18 protein-coding genes and 2 pseudogenes are annotated in these 21670 nt (G+C 62.3%); 12 read left to right on the top strand and 8 right to left on the bottom strand.

The annotated features are described in order from the left end of the window. Window positions 1–36 precede the first annotated feature (36 nt). Genes MRY17_RS10090 through MRY17_RS10075 form a run of 4 tightly spaced genes read right to left on the bottom strand, consistent with a single transcriptional unit; the run spans window position 37 to window position 4856 of the window. Entirely contained in the window at window positions 37–900 is an 864-nt protein-coding gene (locus tag MRY17_RS10090) for an SMP-30/gluconolactonase/LRE family protein (protein ID WP_181285314.1), read from the bottom strand. Window positions 901–936: 36 nt separating this feature from the next. After that, window positions 937–2517, bottom strand: a complete 1581-nt coding sequence (locus MRY17_RS10085) for an aldehyde dehydrogenase (NADP(+)) (RefSeq protein WP_243353676.1) — start codon at window positions 2515–2517, stop codon at window positions 937–939. A gap of 11 nt (window positions 2518–2528) precedes the next feature. Beyond that, window positions 2529–3518: an AraD1 family protein gene (gene araD1 / locus MRY17_RS10080; RefSeq protein ID WP_243353675.1), complete on the bottom strand. Its 990-nt coding sequence runs from the start codon at window positions 3516–3518 to the stop codon at window positions 2529–2531. Window positions 3519–3533: 15 nt separating this feature from the next. Further along, on the bottom strand, window positions 3534–4856 hold the full coding sequence (locus MRY17_RS10075) for an MFS transporter (RefSeq protein ID WP_191956070.1): 1323 nt from the start codon (window positions 4854–4856) through the stop codon (window positions 3534–3536). Between the two features lie 192 nt (window positions 4857–5048). Between MRY17_RS10075 and MRY17_RS10070 the strand changes: the two genes are divergently transcribed. Then, on the top strand, window positions 5049–6785 hold the full coding sequence (locus MRY17_RS10070) for an IlvD/Edd family dehydratase (RefSeq protein ID WP_057721978.1): 1737 nt from the start codon (window positions 5049–5051) through the stop codon (window positions 6783–6785). Between the two features lie 48 nt (window positions 6786–6833). Beyond that, window positions 6834–7556: a FadR/GntR family transcriptional regulator gene (locus MRY17_RS10065; protein WP_057721977.1), complete on the top strand. Its 723-nt coding sequence runs from the start codon at window positions 6834–6836 to the stop codon at window positions 7554–7556. 134 nt (window positions 7557–7690) lie between these two features. On the opposite strand, the gene MRY17_RS10060 is transcribed toward MRY17_RS10065, so the two are convergent. Continuing rightward, window positions 7691–9817 (bottom strand): TonB-dependent siderophore receptor, encoded by a 2127-nt coding sequence (locus MRY17_RS10060; RefSeq protein WP_243353674.1) that lies wholly within the window; start codon window positions 9815–9817, stop codon window positions 7691–7693. A 288-nt stretch (window positions 9818–10105) separates the two neighbouring features. Further along, complete coding sequence (locus tag MRY17_RS10055; protein WP_191956073.1) at window positions 10106–11197, bottom strand: NADH:flavin oxidoreductase/NADH oxidase; 1092 nt, start codon at window positions 11195–11197, stop codon at window positions 10106–10108. A 91-nt stretch (window positions 11198–11288) separates the two neighbouring features. Between MRY17_RS10055 and MRY17_RS10050 the strand changes: the two genes are divergently transcribed. Beyond that, window positions 11289–11588, top strand: coding sequence for an ArsR/SmtB family transcription factor (locus MRY17_RS10050; RefSeq protein ID WP_124423259.1), 300 nt, complete (start codon window positions 11289–11291; stop codon window positions 11586–11588). Between the two features lie 17 nt (window positions 11589–11605). Here MRY17_RS10050 and MRY17_RS10045 read toward each other — a convergent pair whose 3' ends face one another. Then, window positions 11606–12631: a GGDEF domain-containing protein gene (locus MRY17_RS10045; RefSeq protein ID WP_243353673.1), complete on the bottom strand. Its 1026-nt coding sequence runs from the start codon at window positions 12629–12631 to the stop codon at window positions 11606–11608. A 2-nt stretch (window positions 12632–12633) separates the two neighbouring features. Continuing rightward, complete coding sequence (locus tag MRY17_RS10040; protein ID WP_181285652.1) at window positions 12634–13485, bottom strand: hypothetical protein; 852 nt, start codon at window positions 13483–13485, stop codon at window positions 12634–12636. A 341-nt stretch (window positions 13486–13826) separates the two neighbouring features. Between MRY17_RS10040 and MRY17_RS10035 the strand changes: the two genes are divergently transcribed. The 9 genes and pseudogenes from MRY17_RS10035 to MRY17_RS10000 all read left to right on the top strand — a co-directional run bounded on the left by MRY17_RS10035 (window position 13827) and on the right by MRY17_RS10000 (window position 21670). Further along, a complete protein-coding gene (locus tag MRY17_RS10035; RefSeq protein WP_124426501.1) occupies window positions 13827–14717 on the top strand; it encodes a bestrophin family protein in 891 nt (296 codons plus the stop codon). A 141-nt stretch (window positions 14718–14858) separates the two neighbouring features. Then, window positions 14859–15941: pseudogene (locus MRY17_RS26600) on the top strand (HAMP domain-containing protein); the annotation flags it as partial. A 345-nt stretch (window positions 15942–16286) separates the two neighbouring features. After that, window positions 16287–16802: pseudogene (locus MRY17_RS26595) on the top strand (methyl-accepting chemotaxis protein); the annotation flags it as partial. A 248-nt stretch (window positions 16803–17050) separates the two neighbouring features. Beyond that, window positions 17051–17641, top strand: coding sequence for an amino acid synthesis family protein (locus tag MRY17_RS10025; protein WP_065883587.1), 591 nt, complete (start codon window positions 17051–17053; stop codon window positions 17639–17641). 39 nt (window positions 17642–17680) lie between these two features. Continuing rightward, on the top strand, window positions 17681–18514 hold the full coding sequence (locus tag MRY17_RS10020; protein WP_243353671.1) for an alpha/beta fold hydrolase: 834 nt from the start codon (window positions 17681–17683) through the stop codon (window positions 18512–18514). Next, window positions 18511–19992 (top strand): aldehyde dehydrogenase, encoded by a 1482-nt coding sequence (locus MRY17_RS10015; protein WP_243353670.1) that lies wholly within the window; start codon window positions 18511–18513, stop codon window positions 19990–19992. The genes MRY17_RS10020 and MRY17_RS10015 overlap by 4 nt, the downstream gene beginning before the upstream one ends. Window positions 19993–20004: 12 nt before the next feature. Further along, entirely contained in the window at window positions 20005–20490 is a 486-nt protein-coding gene (locus MRY17_RS10010) for a flavin reductase family protein (protein ID WP_181285646.1), read from the top strand. A 13-nt stretch (window positions 20491–20503) separates the two neighbouring features. Then, window positions 20504–20893, top strand: a complete 390-nt coding sequence (locus MRY17_RS10005; protein ID WP_065935311.1) for a carboxymuconolactone decarboxylase family protein — start codon at window positions 20504–20506, stop codon at window positions 20891–20893. A 24-nt stretch (window positions 20894–20917) separates the two neighbouring features. Beyond that, window positions 20918–21670: a GntR family transcriptional regulator gene (locus tag MRY17_RS10000; RefSeq protein WP_057721964.1), complete on the top strand. Its 753-nt coding sequence runs from the start codon at window positions 20918–20920 to the stop codon at window positions 21668–21670.

Raw genomic sequence — 21670 nt, 5'->3', positions numbered from 1 at the left:
TCAGGTTTTTCGCGAGCAAGCTCGCTCCTACAGGGTTTATCCGGCAAAGCGAGTGCAAGGTTTTCCAGGTACATCAACTTCAACGGCCAGCACCGCACCGTCCAAGGGGTGACCCAAAGGGCTGGCGGCGCTGGTGATATAAAGAGTGGTGAGGTTGGGACCACCGAACACGCAACTGGTGGGGCGGCTGACCGGCAGTTCGATGATGCGGTCCACCTGACCGTCAGGCGTCAGGCGCAACAGGCAACTGCCGTCCCAGCGCGCATTCCAGATATAGCCTTCAGCATCCATGGCCGAGCCGTCCGGCCCGCCGCGTTCGTGCGGGCCGAACCACACCTGTGACGGTGCAAGCTGACCATCGGCGTGGATCAAGTGCTGATAGAGCGTGCCATCCATGCTGTCGCCGAAGTGCACCTGGCTACCGTCCTCGTTCCACAGCAAGGTATTGGGAATGCCCAAGCCGCTGAGCAACGGCGTGACTGTCGCATCGGCATCAATGCGAAACAGCCCGCCGGAGCGTCGCGTGATGGGCAGGTCTTCACCCTGCTCGCCGATATTGTTCTGCATGGTGCCCAGCCACAGTCGGCCCTGGGCATCGCAGCGCGCTTCATTGCCACGGTTGCCCGCTTGCGGGTCGGCCACGCACAGCAGCGTCAAGGCTTCGGTGGCCAGGTCGAGGCGATACACACCGCTGCTCAAGGTCACCAGTGCATCGCCGCTTTCACAGGGAATGAACGCCGAGACATGCTCGGGCAACTGCCACACCTGCAGCTGCCCGTCCATCAGGCGCAGCGCCTGTTTGCCGGCAATATTGACCCAGTACAGCGCCTGGGTGGGCGCGTCCCAGAACGGGCCCTCCCCCAGTTGCGCGCGGTGCGCGGTGACAGCGTGAAACGACATGGTGCCTCCTTGAGCGTGGTTGTTCCCGGGTGCGCGTTACAGCGATTCGCGTGACGGCGCGCCATCCACCAGCCGCTGGATACGCAGCGGGTTGGCGTTCTTCAGCGCGTCGGGCAGCAGGCTGTCAGGGTAGTTCTGGAAGCACACCGGGCGCAGGAAACGATCGATGGCCAAGGTGCCGACCGAGGTGCCACGGGCATCGGAGGTGGCCGGATAAGGCCCGCCGTGCACCATCGAATCGCAGACTTCCACACCGGTGGGGTAACCGTTGAGCAGGATGCGCCCGACTTTCTGCTCCAGCAGCGGCGTCAGCTCGGCGAACTGTTGCAGGTCGGCCGGCTCACCAATGATCGTGGCCGTCAACTGCCCGTGCAGGCCGTGCAAGGCGGCGCTGAGCTGGGCCTGATCGGCGACTTCGACAAACACCGTGGTGGGGCCGAAGACTTCTTCCTGCAGCACTTCGTCGCCATCGATCAACAGGCGTACATCGGCCTTGAACAGTTGCGGCTGCGCCTGGTTGCCCGATTGCGCGCTGCCTGCCAGGTGCTCGATCCCGGAGTGGGACAGCAGCTTTTCCAGGCCCTTGCCGTAGCTGCCCAGGGTGCCGGCGTTGAGCATGGTTTGCGCCGGTTGCTCGCCGATCAGTTGCGCCACCTGCTGGGTAAATGCGCTGAATTCGGGCGAAGCGATACCGATCACCAGGCCAGGGTTGGTGCAGAACTGGCCGCAGCCTTGCACCACCGAAGCGGTCAGGTCGCGGGCCACGCTTTCAGCCCGTGCGGTGAGGGCCTGGGGCAATACAATCACCGGGTTGATGCTCGACATCTCGGCAAACACCGGGATCGGTTGCGGGCGCGCTGCCGCCATGTCACACAGGGCACGACCGCCCTTGAGCGAGCCGGTAAAGCCCACCGCCTGGATCGCCGGGTGCTTGACCAGCGCTTCGCCGACGCCGCCGCCAAAGATCATGTTGAATACACCGGCGGGCATCTCGGTGGCTTCTGCTGCGCGGATGATCGCGTTGGAGACCTGTTCGGCCGTGGCCATGTGACCGCTGTGCGCCTTGAACACCACCGGGCAACCGGCCGCCAGCGCAGCGGCGGTGTCGCCACCGGCTGTGGAGAACGCCAAGGGGAAGTTGCTGGCTCCGAACACGGCGACCGGGCCCAGGCCGATGCGATATTGGCGCAGGTCCGGACGTGGCAGCGGCTGGCGATCCGGCAGCGCCTTATCGATACGCGCACCGTAGAAATCACCGCGACGCAGCACGGTGGCGAACAAACGCATCTGGCCGCTGGTGCGCCCGCGCTCGCCTTTGATACGGGCGGCGGGCAGCGCGGTTTCGCGGCATACCAGCTCGACGAAGTTGTCACTCAGCGCATCCAGCTCATCAGCAATGGCGTCCAGGAACTGCGCGCGGCGCGCGGCACTCAGGGCACGGTAGGCCGGATAAGCCTGCGCGGCGGCCTGGGCGGCGGCGTCGACTTCCTCCGGGGTGGCCTGATAGAAATCCTGAGGCAAGGCCTCGCCTGTGGTGGCGTCGACGCTCTGCAGCTTGACGCTGCCGTTGGCGCTGCGCTGGCCGCCGATGAAATTGTGACCGAGGAACTGAGTCATGGGGCTCTCCTTTAAAGGGTGATGACGTTGCCGGGTTCGAATGCCGCATCGCTGCTGCCGACACGGTTGACCAGCGGTGCACCGAACTCAGCCTGGCTGATCTCGAACACATCGCCGGCCTGGGTACGTATACCGTCGGCAAATGACAGCGTGGCGGTGCCGAAGAAGTGAATATGCACATCGCCGGGCTTGAGGAACTGGCGGTATTTGAAGTGGTGGTATTCGAGGTTTTCCAGGCTGTGGCACATATTGGCCTCGCCGCTGAGGAATTCGTTCCGCCAGATTTCCTCGCCGTTGCGCAGGATACGGCTGGTGCCCGACAAATGCTGGGGCAACTCGCCCACGCGCACTTCCGGGCCATAGCTGCAACTGCGCAGTTTGGAATGGGCCAGGTACAGGTAGTTCTTGCGTTCCATGATGTGGTCGGAGAATTCGTTGCCCACCGCAAAGCCCACACGATAGGGCTTGCTGTCCGGGCCGATGACGTAAAGGCCGCCGATTTCCGGCTCTTCACCGGCATCTTCGGCAAACGGCGGCACCGGGAAGGCTGCGCCCGGGCGCACGACGGTGCTGCCGTCGCCCTTGTAGAACCACTCCGGTTGCACGCCCGCCTGGCCGGCGGCCGGCTTGCCGCCCTCCACGCCCCATTTGAAGATGCGCATGGTGTCGGTCAAGGCGGTCTCATCGCCGGCCTGGTGCATCTTGTCGCGTGCCGAGGCGCTGCCCAGGTGGGTCAGGCCGGTGCCGCTGATCAGCATGTGCGCCGGGTCCGGGTGATCCAGCGGCGGCAGGACCTTCAGGTCGGCCAGCAGGCGTGCGTAGTCGTGGCCGTCGCCCAGGCCGAGGCTGTTCACCTGCTGTTCCAGGCCCACGCCCGCTTCGATGGCGGCCAGGGCCAACTCGCGCACACTGCGCGCCGTGCGCACCTCACGCAGTTGGCTGCCCTCGACGACGCCGACACGGCGTTCGCCATTGCTTGACTCGAACTGAACTAAACGCATGAATGTTCTCCCAGATTAAGGTCGTGTAGCGCCACGGGCACTGGCGGCGAATTGGTCGACAGGCAGTACATGCTTGCGCTCCAGCACGCGGTAGACCACGCCGGTCAACACCAGCCCGAACACCATCACCGCAGACAGAAAGTACAAGCCCGACGCCAGGTTGCCGGTGTATTCCTTGAGCGCACCGATCACAAACGGGCCGATATAGCCGCCCAGGTTGCCCACCGAATTGATCAACGCGATACCGGCCGCCGCACTGGCGCCGGCGAAGAAGCGTCCCGGCAAAGTCCAGAACACCGCCGTGCAGGAAAACAGCGCGAATGCCGCCAGGCACAGCGCGGCCATCTGCAGCACCGGCGCACTCAGCCAGGCGCTTGAGAACAGGCCGATGGCGCCCAGCACATAGAGCACGGCGAGGTGGCCATAACGGTCGTTCAAGCGGTCGGAACTGCGCGGGATGATCAACAAACCGATGATGCCGAACATGTAGGGCACGGCGGAGATGAAGCCGGTGGTGAGGTCGCTGCCGCCGAACTGCTTGATCAGCGTCGGCAGCCACAGGCCCAGGCCATAGATGCTCAAGGTCACCGGCAGGTAGAACAGCGCCAGCAGCAACACGCGCTTGTCTTTCAACGCATGCAGCGGGTTGCCGTGGCGGGTCTGGCCGTAGGCTTGCAGGTCTTTGTTCAACTCACCCGTGAGCCAGGCCTTTTCTTCCTCGCTCATCCACTTGACCTGTTTGGGGCCGTCCGGCAGGTAGCGCAGCACCGGCCACGTGAGCAGGATCGCCGGGGTGCCGATCACGATAAACAGCCACTGCCAGCCGTGCAGGCCGAGGATGCCATCCATACCCAGCAGCCCGCCGGACACCGGGCCGGTGATCATCATCGCAATGGGTTGGGAGAGGATGAACAGCCCGAGGATCTTGCCGCGATGGCGCACCGGGAACCACTGGGTGATGTAGTACAGCACGCCCGGAAAGAACCCAGCCTCGGCCGCGCCGAGCAGAAAGCGCATCACATAGAAGCTGTGGGGCCCCTGCACAAAGGCCATGCCGATGGTAATGGTGCCCCAGGTGATCATGATGCGCGCAAACCAGCGCCGCGCGCCGAAGCGGTCGAGCATCAGGTTGCTGGGAATCTCGAACAGGAAGTAGCCAATGAAGAACAACCCGGCGCCCAGGCCATAGGCCGCATCGCCGATGCCGACGTCGGCGCCCATGTGCAGCTTGGCGAAGCCCACGGCGGAGCGGTCCACGTAGGCAATCAGGTACAGCAGGATCAGGAAGGGAATCAGTTTCAGCGTGATGCGCCGAATAAGCCGCAGTTCCTGGCTCATGGGGTCGATCTCCGATTGTTGTTTTTATAGAAGCTCGGGGGACGCCTCTCGCGAAAATCCGCCAGGGTCATACCTCAGTTGAGAAAGACTATATAGTAGGACTATTTACAAAACAACTCTTCCAAAGCTTGGTTTTTGCGCTTATGTTTAGCTACGGTTAGAACATATAGTCATACAATAAGAGAATCGATCATGTCTGATAAAAAGCCCGGCCTACGCTCCGCCCAGTGGTTCGGTACTGCCGACAAGAACGGCTTCATGTACCGCAGCTGGATGAAGAACCAGGGCATTGCCGACCATCAGTTCCATGGCAAGCCGATCATCGGCATCTGCAACACCTGGTCGGAGCTGACCCCGTGCAACGCGCATTTCCGCCAGATCGCCGAGCACGTCAAACGCGGCGTGATCGAAGCCGGTGGCTTCCCGGTGGAATTCCCGGTGTTCTCCAATGGCGAATCCAACCTGCGCCCTACCGCCATGCTCACCCGCAACCTGGCGAGCATGGACGTGGAAGAAGCGATTCGCGGCAACCCGATTGACGGCGTGGTGCTGCTGACCGGCTGCGACAAAACCACCCCGGCGCTGCTGATGGGCGCCGCCAGCTGCGACGTGCCGGCCATCGTCGTCACCGGCGGGCCGATGCTCAACGGCAAGCACAAGGGCCAGGACATCGGCTCGGGCACGGTGGTGTGGCAGCTCAGCGAACAGGTCAAGGCCGGCACCATTACCCTGGATGATTTCCTTGCGGCCGAAGGCGGCATGTCGCGCTCGGCGGGGACCTGCAACACCATGGGCACCGCGTCGACCATGGCCTGCATGGCCGAGGCACTGGGTACGTCCCTGCCCCACAACGCGGCGATCCCGGCGGTGGATGCGCGGCGTTATGTCCTGGCGCACATGTCGGGCATGCGCGCAGTGGAGATGGTGCGCGAAGACTTGAAGCTGTCGAAGATTCTCACCAAGGAAGCCTTCGAAAATGCGATCCGCGTGAACGCGGCCATTGGCGGTTCGACCAACGCAGTGATTCACCTGAAAGCCATCGCCGGGCGCATCGGCGTCGAGCTCGACCTGGACGACTGGACCCGCATCGGGCGCGGCATGCCGACCATCGTCGACTTGCAGCCGTCGGGGCGCTTCCTGATGGAGGAGTTCTACTACGCCGGTGGCCTGCCCGCCGTGCTGCGTCGTCTCGGTGAAGCCAACCTGATCCCGCACCCGAATGCATTGACCGTCAACGGCAAGTCGTTGGGCGAGAACACCAAGGACTCGCCGATCTACGGCCAGGACGAAGTGATCCGCACCCTCGATAACCCGATCCGCGCCGACGGCGGCATCTGCGTGCTGCGCGGCAACCTGGCGCCGCTGGGTGCGGTGCTCAAGCCATCGGCCGCCAGCGCCGAGTTGATGCAGCACCGTGGCCGCGCGGTGGTGTTCGAAAACTTCGACATGTACAAGGCACGCATCAACGACCCGGAACTGGACGTGGACGCCAACTCGATCCTGGTCATGAAAAACTGCGGGCCCAAGGGTTACCCAGGCATGGCCGAAGTCGGCAACATGGGCCTGCCGGCCAAGCTGCTGGCCCAGGGCGTGACGGACATGGTGCGCATTTCCGATGCGCGCATGAGCGGCACCGCTTACGGCACGGTGGTGCTGCATGTGGCACCGGAAGCCGCTGCCGGCGGGCCGCTGGCAGCGGTGAAGGAAGGTGACTGGATCGAACTCGACTGCGCCAACGGCCGCCTGCACCTGGACATCCCCGACGCAGAGCTGGCGGCGCGCATGGCGGACCTGGCGCCCACCGAAAAACTCATCGTCGGCGGCTATCGCCAGCTGTACATCGACCATGTGCTGCAAGCCGACCAGGGCTGCGACTTTGACTTCCTGGTGGGCTGCCGTGGCGCCGAAGTCCCACGGCATTCCCACTAATTGGGATGCTATGATGCGGCGAATCTAAGCCAGAGCCTGCCCGTCGTTATGGATCACCAGCCGCCCAAGCCGCGCAAGAGCATGCATGCCCAGATCGTTCAGGACTTGGGCATGCACATCGTTTCCGGTCGCTTCAAGCCGGAAGAAAGACTGCCCATGGAAGCCACGCTGTGCGAGGAATACAAGGTCAGCCGTTCGGTGCTGCGCGAGGCGACGCGGGTGCTCAGCGCCAAGGGACTGGTGTATTCCAAGCCCAGGGTGGGCGCCGTGGTGCGGCCACGCCTGAAATGGCACCTGCTCGACCCAGACGTGCTGTCCTGGTTGATGCAGTCCACGCCCCACAGTGAATTCTTCAATACCCTGGCCGGGGTGCGGCGCATTCTCGAACCGGAAATCGCCGCCATGGCCGCGACCACCGCCACCGATGAAGACATCGCCACCATCGAACACGCCTACCAGGGCATGGAAACCGCCAAGACCCACGACGAGCTGTTGCAGGCCGACCTGGACTTTCACCGCGCGATTGCCGACGCCACCCGCAACGACCTGCTCGCCTACATGTGCAACATGCTCTCGCTGCCGTTGCGCGAATCGATCAACATCACCAACCGCCGCCCGGACATCCAGGGCCTGAGCCTGCCGCGGCACAAGGCGATTCTCACTGCGATAAAAAACCGTGATGCACTGGGCGCGCGGCATGCTTCGCTGGTGCAACTGGATGACACGCGGGTGGCGCTGGATACGGTGATGAATGTGTTGACGCCGTTGTAGCGTCCCCAGGATGTAAATGGGGTCCAATGTGGGAGGGGGCTTGCCCCCGATGGCGGTGCATCAGTACCCGATAATCTGACTGACCCACCGCTATCGGGGGCAAGCCCCCTCCCACATTTGCATTGTGTACAGCGTCAGAGGGTGTAGGCGATTCCGACCTGCACCGTGCGCGGCTCGCCCGGGTAGGCATAGAAGTTCTGGAACGAGCCCTCCTCGTATTCACGGTTGAACAGGTTCTTCACATCCAGGTTGAGCCGCACGTTCTCGTTGACCTTGTAGTAACCGAGCAGGTCGACCACCGTGTAAGCGTCCATGGTGAAGGTGGAGTTGGTGGTCTGCCCGGCACGATCAGCCACGTATTTGCCACCGGCGCCAAGGCCCAGGCCCTTGAGTGCGCCATCCTGGAACTCATACACGTTGAGCAGGCTGAAGCTATTGCGCGGGATGTTGGCCAGACGCGTTCCGGTACGGACCGTCGTGTCCTTGGTAACGGCGGCGTCCACGTAGGCATAGCCGCCGATCATCCGCCATTCAGGCGTGAGGTTACCGGCCACGTTCAGGTCGAAACCACGGCTGCGCACCTGACCGGTCGCCACATTGAAGGCAGAGTCGAGCGGGTCGACACCCTGGACGTTCTTCTTTTCGATCTGGTAGATCGCCGCGTCGACGCTCAGCTGTTTATCCAGCGCTTCCCATTTCACACCCATCTCGTAGGACTTGCCCTTCTCCGGTTCGAACCCGCCACCTTGACGGCTGGCACCGGTGTTCGGCTTGAAGGAGCGCGCGGCATCGGCGTAGATCGCGACGGTGTCGATCAGGTCATACATCACGCCGACGCGCGGGGTGACCGCATTGTCGGCCGCGTTCCACGGTTTAACGCCCGCCACGTAGGATTCGTACTGGTGCTCGAAACGCTCAAGGCGTGCGCCGGCGAGGACTTTCAATCGTTCGGTCAGCGCGACCTGGTCCTGGACGAAGACCGCATAGGTTTTGAGGTTCTCTTTATCGTGGGTCGGCGTGCGGGTCAGCGCCGGACGTGGCTGGCCGTAGACCGGGTTGAAGATATCGATCGGGAAAGCAGCGCTGGAACGTTGGATGATCGACTTGTAGTCGTAATCCTCGTATTCGATGCCAGTCAACAAGGTGTGCTCGAAACCGCCAGTGGCGAAGTGCCCGGTCAGGTTGAGCTGATAGTCCTTGTCGGTCCACTCCAGCTTGCGGTAGTTGAAGTTGCGCTGCAGGGTGCGGCCGTCAGCCCCCAGGCTGCTTGCGTTATTGGCCTCCACGCCATTGCCCTTCATCGTGCCGTCCAGCCACTGGAAACCACCGCCCAGGGTCCAGTTGTCGTTGAGCAGATGCTCAAAGCGCAACTGCGCCGTGTTGTTATCGTTGTGCAGATCACCGGCGTATTTTTCACCCCAGAAGGTGTCGCGCGACGGCGTGCCGCGCTGGTTGGCAAAGCGGGTCAGGCCGCGATCCAGCGGGTGGTTGTTGCGTATGAAGTCGCCTTCGAAGATCACCTTGGTCTCATCGGTGGCTTGCCAGGTCAGCACCGGGGCCACGCCGTAGCGTTCGGTGGAGACATGGTCGCGGAACGTATCGCCGCCCTCGCCCACCACATTCAGGCGATAGGCCAGGCGGCCGTCTTCATCCAGCGGGCCGGAAGCATCCAGAGTGCCGCGCTTCATGCCTTGATCATCCAGTTGGCTGCCCAGTGTGACCGTACGCTCGGCCAACGGCTGCTTGGACACCACGTTGAAGGTGCCGCCGGGATCGCCCCGGCCGTAGAGCATGGTCGCCGGGCCACGCAACACTTCAAGACGTTCGATCGTGTTGGCGTCGGGCATGGCCGGGTAGCCGCGGTTCACGGGGAAGCCATTGCGATAGAACTCTGCAGTGGTAAAGCCGCGCACGGTGAAACTGGTGAGGCCCTGGCCGCCGAAGTTATTCGCCCGACCCACCCCGCCCGCGTAATCGAGCGCATCTTGCAGACGCGTCGCACCAATGTCCTCGACCACGTCTTTGGAGACCACGGTGATGGACTGCGGTGTTTCATGGATGGATGTATCGGTACGCGTCGCACTGGCTGAACGTGTGGCGTGGTAGCCCTTGACCGGTCCCTGAGCCGTCTCGAAATCCGCCGTGCCGGTCACAGTGGTCGCTTGCAACTCAAGACTGGTTTTTTCAGTGGGGGCACTATCTGCCCAACTGAACGGCGAAAACGCCTGCAGCACACAGATGGAAATCAGGGTACGACGCATGGATGTTGAACCTAGTGAATGAGCCAGATGGGGCGGCAAACCTGCCAAGAATTCGCCGCGCATCATATATCAAACAGTTCTCGTTTGATATCGTTTCTCATTTGTTGTTTTTCGTGTATCAGCTTTGTACGGCGTGGCGCGGATTGTCTGATGGATGAAAAACAAAATGTGGGAGGGGGCTTGCCCCCGATGGCGGTGTATCAGTCAAAAATATTGAGACTGACCCACTGCTATCGGGGCAAGCCCCCTCCCACATTTGGATATGCGCAAAAACGCTCTCTGCTTGCCTCAGCGATAGCGTTCCAACCAGTGCGCGTAAGGCGCCGGCAGGGTCCAGGACGACTTTTCCACGCCCAGTTCCTTGGCCGCAAAGTACGCCCAATGCGGATCCGCCAGATGCGCGCGACCCACCGACACCAGGTCAAGGTGCCCGGCCTGCAGCGCGCCTTCGGCCAGTTGCGGCGTACCAAAGCCCCACGCCGACGTCACCGGGATGCCCGCCTCGCGGCGTACACGCTCGGCAATCGGGCCCATGAACGCCGGGCCCCACGGGATGTTGGTGTCGGGAATGGTGAACCCGACGCTGACACTCAGCAGGTCCAGGCCACCGGCCTTGAAGCGGCGGGCCAGTTCGATGGACTCGGTGAGGGTCTGCTCATCCCGGCCGTCGTATTCGATTACGCCGAAGCGTGCGGTAAGCGGCAGGTTTTCCGGCCAGACTTCACGCACGGCGGCCAGGGTTTCCAGCAGGAAGCGGCTGCGGTTGTCGAAGCTGCCACCGTAGGCGTCGGTACGCTGGTTGGAGTGTTCGGAGAAAAAGCTCTGGCCCAGGTAGCCGTGGGCGAAGTGCAGCTCAATCCACTCAAACCCGGCATCACGGGCGCGACGGGCGGCGTCGACGAAATCCTGCTGCACGCGGGCGATATCGTCCAGGGTCATGGCACGCGGCACGTTGGGCAGATTCGCGCCGAACGCGATTGCCGACGGCGCGATGGTTTCCCAGCTACGGGCATCGGACGCAGGAATGTGGTCGTCACCTTCCCATGGGCGGTTGGCGCTGGCTTTGCGACCGGCGTGGGCAATCTGGATACCCGGTACGGAGCCCGCTGCCTTGATGGCCTTGACCATCGGCACGAACGCCTGGGCATGGGCATCGCTCCAGATACCGGCGCAGCCTGGGGTGATACGCCCCTCAGGCGCGACGGCGGTGGCCTCGACCACCAGCAGGCCGGCCCCGCCACGGGCCATGCCGGCCAGGTGCACGTGGTGCCAGTCATTGACCATGCCGTCCTCGGCCATGTATTGGCACATCGGCGGAATGGCAATGCGATTGCGCAGGGTAACGTCTTTTAGTTTGAACGGTTCGAATAACGCGGACATCAGAGACTCCATGGGAAGGGTGTGTGATTCGATAGTTCGATGGTAATCGAACTATGGTATTCAGCGATACCCCCCTGTTATGATTCGCCCCATGCGCGCCTTCAAACACCCTACCCTGCAAGAACTCACGCTGGAGCGTCTGCTCTACGCCCTCAGCGATCCCGTGCGCCTGGACATCGTGCGCTGCCTGGCCGGCGTGCCCGAAGCCAGCTGTGGCGAACTGGACGGTGGGCGGCCCAAATCCAGCATGTCCCACCACTTCAGGGTCTTGCGCGACGCGGGCCTTGTGAACACACGCAACGTGGGCACTACCCATATGAACTCATTGCGGCGCGACGAGCTCGAGGAGCGCTTCCCCGGCTTGCTGGCCAGTGTGCTGGCCCAGCGCTGAACAACACGGGCTGCGCTTCAGGCCGCGACGGGCCGCAGCGGCGCGCCGTCCAGGTGCACACAGTCCTTGCCATTGCGCTTGGCGCCATACAGGTTCTTGTCCGCGATCTTGAGCACCGCCGACAGCTCGTCACCTGAAGCAAAGCGCGCCATGCCGGCACTGCACGTATAGTTGTGCGGCGCCGCGACGCTGCAACGGATCGCCTGCAGCAAATCCAGCACAAACTCGCAGGCAAGCGCCGGGTCATCGCCCTGCAACAGCACGCCGAACTCTTCGCCGCCGATCCTTCCAAAGCTGTAGCTGCCTTTGGCGTTTTTCAGGCAGAGCGCCATCGCGCGCAGAATTTTGTCGCCCACATCGTGGCCATACCGGTCGTTCATGGCCTTGAAGCTGTCGATGTCGAGCATGATGAAGTAGCCCCCCTGGCCGCTGGCGAGCAACCGTTCGAAGCTTTGCATGAACGCGCGCCGGTTGAGAATGGAGGTCAGATAATCGGTTTCGGCCAAGGCGCGAAACTCGCTTTCCACCAGCAACACCGAACGCAGGTTCTTCAAGTACGAGTAACTGAGGATAAAACCGATCGACACCGACGAGGCACAAAATATCAACAGATAACTCTGGGTTGCTGCATACAGCCCGGCCTGCATGGGCGACCACAGAATGAGCCACACCGACAGCGCGCCGACCAGATAATCCTGGACACTGATAAACAGAATCGCGCTGCCGACCACCAGGATAACGGCCAAGGGCAAGCCATAGATGCGCAATTGCGGATTCAAGTGAATGACATAGGCAAAGCCTACGGACAGCAGCACGATATAAGCCACCCCGAGCAACCGCCACAGCAGAAAGTTTGTCGTCAACGAATGAACACGGCAAACAAGCAACAGGCCGAGGGTGATACTCAACATGGACATGTCGAACAGCGTGGCCTGCATCCAACCGATACCTGTCCAGGCAATGATGCCTATCCATTCGGCTTGCGTGACCGCAGGCGACAGCAACCTGCGCATCCTGGGTCTTAACTTCAAGTGAGCCGGCATCCTTACGCTCCCATTTCAATAGCATGCAGGCCCACCGCAAATGAAAAGGCCATGAACCGCTTTACCAGACTGACGAAGGGCGGCAGCACTTCCAGGCGGGTCTTGGAGTGCGCTTTGAAATAGCCCTTTTCCACGCCCTCCTGGACCATTCGGATAATGTGGGTCTTGGACACCGAAAGTTGCTTGGCCAATGCCAGATAGGACGACGACCTGAACGTTGCCCGATCATTTTCCGGGGCAAAGGCATCGTTATAAATGGCCAGCATCAACAGGTGCCCGGCGTCTCTTTTCACCAGCCAATAACATTCGGGCAGCAATACATCGACCGTCAGATCGGCATCGAGAATGATGGCAAAGCCCTTGAAGTAGAGGGCCAGGAAGCCGCGATCATCCAACTCGCGCATTTGCCGGAAGATCGCCCGGTCAGGGTACAGCCGCGCCAACGATTCGGTGAGCGAGGTCAACATCAGGCGTGCTTCACGGCAGGCTTCATCCGAAGGCGCATAGACCCGGAAACGACTGTCTTCCGGGTGCGGCGCCACCTCCATGAAGCCCAGCGCGCGTAATAACAGAAACATTGACTCCAGGCTGTTTTTTGAACAGTACCTGCGCGTTACGCACAGGGTTTTAACTTCGGACAACAACGGTAACGGAGTGGCGAAGTACTCACTCAATAATGCAAACGACACCATCAAACGGCTGTATTTAAGTGCACTCTTATAGAAAAACGGTCGTCTGGAATAAGGCACGAGCAGCACGTGGTAATGCGCCCTCAAGCACGCTTCAAAATCCTTGTGACGTTCGAGCGCTTGCGCGGTATTACACATAGCCGACTTCAACGAACTGACATGCATGAAAGAGCCCTGATCATCCAACTTGATTCCTGATCTCAGCTACGAAATCCCTGCAGCCCGGCCCCAAAACAAATCACGTGGTAAACCCTGCGGTTAATGGCTTTTTGCCTCGAACGCAATGTACAGCGATTGCCGCGCAAGACGTCATCAGTACCAAAGTTGTTCCAGTTTCTCGGCAGCCCCTGGCATCGGCAGTTCAGGGACACTTCCTGTTACATCAACATTGGCGTTGCGCCTTGCATTGACTAAAACAGCCAACCGGGTCTCGACAGGCGAACCTTCACCCGTCACCGGCGTCGTAAGCTGGCAATGTCGCCAACCGCACGCCGCGAGGTTCTCGTTTGAAAGCTGCCCTTCTCAAGAAATATCGCCTGATCATCAAGACCATGGGCTATGTGGGCTGGGCCCTGTTCTGGCTATTGTTGTGGGATATCGCCGTCACGGTGGATTTCATGCTGTTCCTCAACACCAAGATCAACCTGCCGCTGATGCCGCTGACCTTGCTGGGTTCGGCGCTGGTGGTGCTGATCAGCTTTCGTAACAGCAGCGCCTATAACCGCTGGTGGGAAGCGCGCACCTTATGGGGCTCGATGGTCAACAACTCGCGCAGCTTCGCGCGCCAGGTGCTGACCCTGCTGGACGACCCTGACAGCGAAGTGAACCCGATCAAATCCACCCTGCTGCGCCGGCATGTGGCCTACGTGAACTGCCTGGCCGCGCACCTGAAGGGCGAGCCGTGCCCGGAGGAAGTGCGCGCGTTCATCCCTGATGAGGAATTCGCGCGCAATGGCGCCACCAACAACTTTGCCAACGATATTCTCACCGGCTCGGCCGCATTGCTCGCCCGGGAATACAAGGCCGGTCATCTGGACAGCATCCGCCTGGCGCGGCTGGAGTCGACGCTGGTGGACCTGTCCAATGCCCAGGGCGGCATGGAGCGCATCGCCAACACACCGCTGCCCTACCCCTACGTGTATTTCCCACGGCTGTTCATTTCGCTGTTCTGCCTGATCGTCCCCGTGGGCCTGGTGGAATCCCTCGGCTGGTTCACCCCGCTGGCCTCAACGGTGGTGGGCTTCATGCTGCTGGCCATCGAACGTATCGGCACCGACCTGCAAAGCCCGTTTCGCTCCAGCGAGCATCAGATCCAAATGGAAGCGATCTGCGAAACCATCGAGAAAAACCTGCAGTCGATGCGCCGCGACGCCCTGGCCGGCGATCAAATCGGCTGAGTCCCCGCCCGTCACCTCAAGTGCCGGCGCCCTCGGTCGATAAACCGAGGGTACGCATGGCCTCGGCCCCATAACAATGCATGCGACGCTTAGCACGACCGTTTCCCCTTGCCAAAACTATAAATACCCGCGGGTGAAGTCATGAATATCAAGCAGAAGCTGACATGGGCGTTTGCGGCCATCGCGTGCGTGCCGGTCATCCTGGTCGCCGTTATCGTGGTGCTGAACGTGCGCGAAGGTGCCCTCGCCAACTTTCTCGACAGCAGCGGTCGCGAGATCCGCCAGATCGACAATGGCATGAAGCAGTTTTTCGACGGTATCAGCCAGAACGTCGAGTACGTGGCCAAGGACCCGCGTGTTATCGCGGCCAAGGACCTGAAAAGCTACGCCGGCGCGGACGCGGCGCAAATCCCGCTCACACCGACCAATACCGAACTGCTGGCGATTTTCGACCAGTTCGCCAAAAGCCATCCCAGCACCGCCTACCTGTCCCTGGGCCTGCGCGATGGCGGCTACGCCAGTTGGCCGGACGACACCAAACTGAACAACTACGACCCGCGTGTGCGCCCCTGGTACCAGGCCGCCGTCGCCGCGCCGGGCAAGACCGTGCGCACCGGGGCCTACTACTGGGCCCCGGACGACGTGGTGCTGATCGGCACCGTGCGCACCGTCGCCGATGCCACCGGCAACATTCTCGGCGTGGTCGGGCTGGACGTGTCACTCAAGCAACTGACTGAGCTGGTGCGCACCATCAAGCTTGGCGACAGCGGCTACCTGATGCTGGTGGAAGGCAACGGCAACGTGCTGGTGGACCCCAGCGATGCCAAGCACAACTTCAAGCCCCTGGCCGACCTGGGCCCGAACTACGCCGAACTGGCCAAGGGCGGCGACGGCGTGACCCAGGTCGACATCGACGGCGTGGCCTATATGGCCAACGTGGTCAGCTCCAAAGACCTGGGCTGGCGCTTTATCGGGCTGATCAAGCGCGATGAAGTGATGGCCGGCGCCACCCGTCTGACCTGGTTGATCGCGGCCATCGCCGCCGTATTGGCCGTGGTGTTCGCCATTGTCGGCGCCAGTTTCGCCCGCGTGATTGTGCGCCCGATTCGCGGCGTGGCCGATGGCCTGCAGGAAATCGCCGAAGGTGAAGGCGACCTCACGCGTCAGCTCAAGGTGCAGGGCAAGGACGAAACCGCCATCCTCGCCGGCTGGTTCAACCAGTTCCTGGGCATGATTGCGCAATTGGTGCAGCGCATCGGCAACGCGTCCTCGGACCTGCAAACCGCCGCCGCCGACACCAGCGAAGTGGCCAGTAACATGAACCAGGCCGCCGGTCGCCAGCGCGAAGCCGTGGAGCTGGTGAGCACCGCCTTCAACGAGATGGTGGCTACCGCCAATGAAGTGGCCCGCTCCTGCAGCGCCGCGGCGGTGAGTGCCGACGAGGGCTATCGCGACGTACACAACGGCCAGCAGCACATCGGTGAAGCCACCGGCAGCGTGCTCAAGCTCAGCGAAGACCTGCAGAAGTCGACCCAGACCATGCAGTTGCTGGAGCAGGACAGCCAGAACATCAACACCATCCTCGACACCATCCGTTCGATTGCCGAACAGACCAACTTGCTGGCACTCAACGCCGCGATCGAAGCCGCCCGCGCCGGCGACCAGGGCCGCGGTTTCGCCGTGGTGGCCGACGAGGTCCGCGCGCTGGCCCGACGCACCGCCGACTCCACCGGCGAGATCGACAGCCTGCTGGGCAATCTTGCCCGCCGCACCCAGGAGGTCACCCAGCAGATGCAAGGCAGTTTGCTGGTGTCGCACACCAGCGTGGAGCGCATCCAGCAGGCCCGCGACAGCTTCGAAAAGATCCGTGGCTCGGTGGACTCGATCCGCGACCAGAACACTCAGATCGCCACGGCCGCCGAAGAACAGCACCAGGTGGCCGAAGAGATCAACCGGCACATCGCGCAGATCCATGCCGATGCGCAACTGGTCGAAGAGTTTGCCCATACGGCGCAAACCGGCTCAGGTCGGTTGACGGATATTTCCGGCCAGCTCAAGGGCCTGGTGGGCCGCTTCAAGTACTGACTATCCCTCCCCAAGCAGGCGGTGAGTTCTTCACCGCCTGATCGCTGTACCCCTTCCCCTCTCAAGCACTGCCAGCGATCAACTGTAGGAGCGAGCTTGCTCGCGAAAAACTTCAACGATCACGCGTGCTTCCTGAATGAACGCGGTGCCTGTGAGTTTTTCGCGAGCAAGCTCGCTCCTACAGCTATTGCGCTTCTCGTATTATGGTATACCATCATACGCAGACCCTCACTTAGACGGAGCAGCCCATGAGTTTCGAAATCCGCAAGATCGTCAGTTATGTAGAAGAGACCTTCATCGAGGGCGGCAAAGCTTCCGACACGCCGGTGAAAATGGTCGGCCTGGCGGTGGTGCTGAAAAACCCCTGGCTGGGCCGTGGTTTCGTCGAAGACCTGAAGCCGGAGATCCGCGCCAACTGCTCCGACCTCGGCGCACTCATGGTCGAGCGTCTGGTAGCCATCATCGGTGGCGCCGAAAACATCGAGGCCTACGGCAAAGCCGCTGTGGTGGGCGCCGATGGCGAGATCGAACACGCGAGCGCGATCATCCATACCCTGCGCTTCGGCAACCACTACCGTGAAGCGGTCAAGGCCAAGAGCTACCTGAGCTTCACCAACAAGCGCGGCGGCCCGGGCACCTCGATCCAGATTCCGATGATGCACAAGGACGACGAAGGCCTGCGCTCGCACTACATCACCCTGGAAATGCAGATCGAAGACGCGCCGCGCGCTGACGAAATCGTCGTCGTGCTGGGCTGCGCCGATGGCGGTCGCCTGCACCCACGGATCGGCAACCGTTACATCGACCTGGAAGAGCTGGCGGCTGAACAAGCCCAGTAAGCAACACCGGCCATGACAAAAAGCATGCAGGAGCGCTCCATGATTCGGCTCACCGCTGAACGCACCCCGGCCGGCACCAGTTATCTGGCGACCGGCCAAGGCCAGCCTGTGGTTTTGATCCACGGCGTGGGCCTGAACAAAGAAATGTGGGGCGGGCAAGTCGTTGGCCTGGCCACGAACTACCACGTGATCAGCTATGACATGCTCGGCCATGGCGCCAGCCCGCGCCCGGCCGCCGGCACGCCGTTGCTCGGCTATGCGGACCAGTTGCTCGAGCTGCTCGACCACCTGCAACTGCCCCAGGCCACGGTGATCGGGTTTTCCATGGGCGGCCTGGTTGCACGGGCGTTCGCCCTGCATTACCCCGACCGTCTCAAAAGCCTGGTGGTGCTCAACAGTGTGTTCAACCGCAGCCCCGAGCAGCGTGCCGGCGTCATCGCACGCACGGCCCAGGCCGCCGAGCACGGGCCGGATGCGAATGCGCAAGCGGCGCTGTCGCGCTGGTTCAGCCCTGAATACCAGGCGGCCAACCCGGCGCAGATCGCCGCGCTGCGCCAGACCCTGGCAGGCAATGACCCCCAGGGCTACCTCACCACCTACGAGCTGTTCGCGACCCAGGACATGTACCGCGCCGATGACCTCAAGGGGCTGCGCGTGCCCACCCTGGTCGCCACCGGCGAACTGGACCCAGGCTCAACACCGGAAATGGCCCGGCAACTGGCCGACCGCATTCCCGGCGCCACGGTTGCGGTGCTGGCCGAGCAACGGCATATGATGCCGGTGGAATCACCGCGCCTGGTCAATAGCCTGCTGCGGGAATTCCTGGCCAATGTGTACGCCCAAAACACTCCAATAAAGGGGATCGTTGCATGACACTCGCACGCTTCCAGATGTGCATCGGCGGTGAATGGGTCGATGCCCTGTCCGGCAAGACCTTCGACAGCCTCAACCCGGCCCTGGCCGAACCCTGGGCGCAGTTGCCCGATGCCGATGAAGCCGACGTGGACCGCGCCGTGCAGGCCGCGCAAACCGCTTTCGAAAGCCCGGCCTGGCGCGGCCTCAGCGCCACGGCGCGAGGCAAATTGCTGCGCCGCCTGGGCGATTTGATCGCCGAGAACACCGAACAACTGGCGCAGCTGGAAAGCCGCGACAACGGCAAGCTGATCCGCGAGACCCGCGGCCAGGTCAGCTACCTGCCGGAGTTCTTCCACTACACCGCAGGCCTGGCCGACAAGCTCGAAGGCGGTACCCTGCCGCTGGACAAGCCGGACCTGTTCGCCTACACCGTGCACGAAGCCATGGGCGTGGTGGCCGCAATCATTCCGTGGAACAGCCCACTGTACCTGACCGCGATCAAGCTCGCGCCAGCCCTCGCGGCGGGCAATACCATCGTGATCAAACCCTCGGAACACGCCTCGGCAACCATTCTGGAACTGGCGCGCCTGGCCCTCGAAGCCGGGATTCCGCCGGGCGTGGTCAACGTGGTGACCGGCTACGGCCCGAGCACCGGCGCCGCCCTCACCCGCCACCCGCTGGTGCGCAAGATCGCCTTCACCGGCGGCGCGGCCACCGCACGGCATGTGGTGCGCAGCAGCGCGGAGAACTTCGCCAAGCTGTCGCTGGAGCTGGGCGGCAAGTCACCGAATATCATTTTTGCCGACGCCGACCTCGACAGCGCCATCAACGGTGCGATTGCCGGGATCTATGCGGCGTCCGGCCAGAGCTGCGTGTCCGGTTCGCGCCTGCTGGTGCAGGATGAAATCTACGACGAGTTCGTCGAGCGCCTGGTGGCACGTGCCCAGCGCATCCGCATCGGCAACCCCCTGGAGGATGCCAGCGAAATGGGCCCCATGGCCACCGCCCAGCAACTGGCCGTGGTCGAAGGCCTGGTGGCGGATGCCATCGCCGAAGGCGCGCGCCTGCGCACCGGTGGCAAGCGCCCGCAGCACCTCGGTGCAGGCTGGTTCTACGAGCCAACCTTGTTCGAGTGCGACGCCAACTCGATGAAAATCATGCAGGAAGAAGTGTTCGGCCCGGTGGCTTCGGTGATCCGTTTCAAGGACGAAGCCCAAGCGCTGGCAATCGCCAACGACTCTCAGTTCGGCCTCGCCGCCGGCATCTGGACCCGCGACCTGGGCCGCGCCCATCGACTGGCCCGGGACGTGCGCTCGGGGATTATCTGGGTCAACACCTACCGCGCCGTCTCGGCCATGGCGCCCATCGGCGGCTTCAAGAACAGCGGCTACGGACGCGAAAGCGGTATCGATTCGGTGCTGGCCTACACCGAGCTGAAGACGGTGTGGATCAACCTGTCCCAGGCGCCCATGCCTGATCCCTTTGTGATGCGTTAAGAGGCCTCCCCCATGATCGAACCCGGCATTTACAAAGACGTCATGAGCTCGTTTCCTTCGGGCGTCACGGTGGTCACCACCCTCGACCCGGACGGCGGCATCGTCGGCATTACCGCCAGCGCATTCAGTGCGCTGTCGATCGACCCGGCTCTGGTGCTGTTCTGCCCCAACTACGCGTCGGACACCTACCCGATCCTGCGCGACAGCAAGCGCTTCGCCATCCACCTGCTGTCCGCCGGCCAGACCGCCGAGGCCTATGCCTTCGCCGGCAAAGGCAAGGAAAAGGCCAAGGGCATCGCGTGGCACCTGAGCGACTTGGGCAACCCGCTGCTGGCCAACGCCACGGCCATCATCGAGTGCGAGTTGTGGCGCGAATACGACGGCGGCGACCACGCGATCATTGTCGGCGCAGTGAAAAACCTGATCCTGCCCGCGCAGCCGGTCACGCCGATGATCTATCACAAAGGCAAGCTCGGCCCGCTGCCGACCCTGGCCTGAGGAGCGCTGAAGCATGAGCAACGAAAAATATGAACAGGGCCTGAAAATTCGTACGCAAGTCCTGGGTGAAGCCTACGTACAGCGTTCAATCGACAACGCCGACGACTTCACCCGGCCGCTGCAGGAGATGGTCACCGAGTACTGCTGGGGCCATGTATGGGGTCGGGAGGGTTTGTCGCTTAAAGAACGCAGCATGATAAACTTGGCAATGATTTCGGCCCTCAATCGGCCTCACGAACTCAAGCTGCACGTGCGTGGCGCCTTGCGCAACGGGCTGAGTCGTGAACAAATACGCGAAATTCTGCTTCAGGTCGGCATTTATTGCGGGGTTCCCGCTGCCGTGGACAGCTTTCGGCTGGCCCGTGAAGCCTTCGCCGAGGCCGATGCCGAGGCCTCCAGTTAACCGCTACATTCAGAGCAGATCCCCATGAAACGCGCGCCCCTCGACGACAGCTTCAAGGTCAATCACAACCCGGTCACCCTGCGCGAAATCGTGCTGGAGAAACTGCGCAGCGCCATCATGAATTTCCAGCTGCTGCCCGGTGACCGCCTGGTGGAGCGCGACCTGTGCGACCGCCTTGGCGTCAGCCGCACGTCGGTGCGCGAAGCGTTGCGTCACCTGGAGTCCGAAGGTCTGGTGGAATTTGCCGATGCCAAGGGCCCGCAGGTGGCGATCATCACCCTGGCCGATGCCGTCGATATCTATGAACTGCGCTGCGTGCTCGAAGGCTTGATCGTGCAACTGTTCACCCTGCGCGCCAAGGCCAAGGACATCAAGGCCCTGGAAAAAGCCCTCGAGGAAAACCGCAAGGCCCTCAAGGAAGGCGAACTGCAGCAAGTGATCGACTCCGTGCAGGGCTTCTACGATGTGTTGCTCGAAGGCTGCGGCAACCACGTGGCCGCCACCCAGTTGCGCCAGTTGCAGGCGCGCATCAGCTACCTGCGCGCAACCTCGGTGTCCCAGCAGAACCGCCGTGGCGCCAGCAACCAGGAAATGGAACGCATGGTCCAGGCGATCAAGAGCGGCGACCCCCTCGCCGCCCACCAGGCCTGCGTCGACCACGTGCGTGCAGCGGCCGCCGTTGCCCTGGATTACCTCAAGCGCAAACAGGAAGAAACCGGCAAACTCCCCGAGATCACCCTGCCCATCGCGCTCAAAGAACCGCGCATAGGTCACTGA

This window comes from Pseudomonas orientalis (genome assembly GCF_022807995.1).
Taxonomy (GTDB): domain Bacteria; phylum Pseudomonadota; class Gammaproteobacteria; order Pseudomonadales; family Pseudomonadaceae; genus Aquipseudomonas; species Aquipseudomonas orientalis_B.
This window is presented reverse-complemented; position numbering and strand designations above follow the sequence as displayed.